The organism is Vibrio sp. Y176, assembly GCF_033438945.1.
Window position 1 is genome coordinate 1 of sequence record NZ_JAWOQS010001110.1, and the last position, 533, is coordinate 533.

The following is a 533-nucleotide window of genomic DNA, read 5'->3' on the forward strand; positions in this document are numbered from 1 at the left end:
GTCCATCAGCGATTAGAGTTACGTGAGAAAGGGGCAAAACAAGGCGCGTATCCGCATCAGCTCATCATGACGGCGACTCCGATTCCTCGCACGCTAGCAATGACAGCGTATGCTGATTTGGAAACGTCGGTGATAGACGAATTACCACCAGGCCGAACACCGATTCAAACCGTCGCCATGCCAGATACCAAACGTGACGACATTGTCGAGCGGGTACGAAACGCTTGTCTTAACGAAGGCAAGCAAGCGTATTGGGTGTGTACGCTGATCGATGAATCAGAAGTGTTAGAAGCGCAAGCTGCAGCAGACACCGCTGAAGAGCTGCAGCGCAAGCTACCAGATGTAAAAATTGGCCTAGTTCATGGCCGTATGAAGCCCGCCGAAAAGCAAGCTGTCATGCAAGAGTTTAAAGACAACAAGCTCCACCTGCTCGTAGCCACGACGGTGATAGAAGTTGGCGTAGACGTGCCAAACTCTAGCTTGATGATCATAGAAAACCCTGAACGCCTTGGTTTGGCGCAATTACACCAGTT

The 533-nt window shown here is 50.8% G+C and carries 1 protein-coding gene; it reads left to right on the top strand.

The genetic code is table 11. From position 1 onward, the window contains the following. Window positions 1–533, top strand: a 533-nt coding sequence (locus tag R7O13_RS30475; RefSeq protein ID WP_318305672.1) for a helicase-related protein, incomplete at both ends; no start/stop codon positions are given.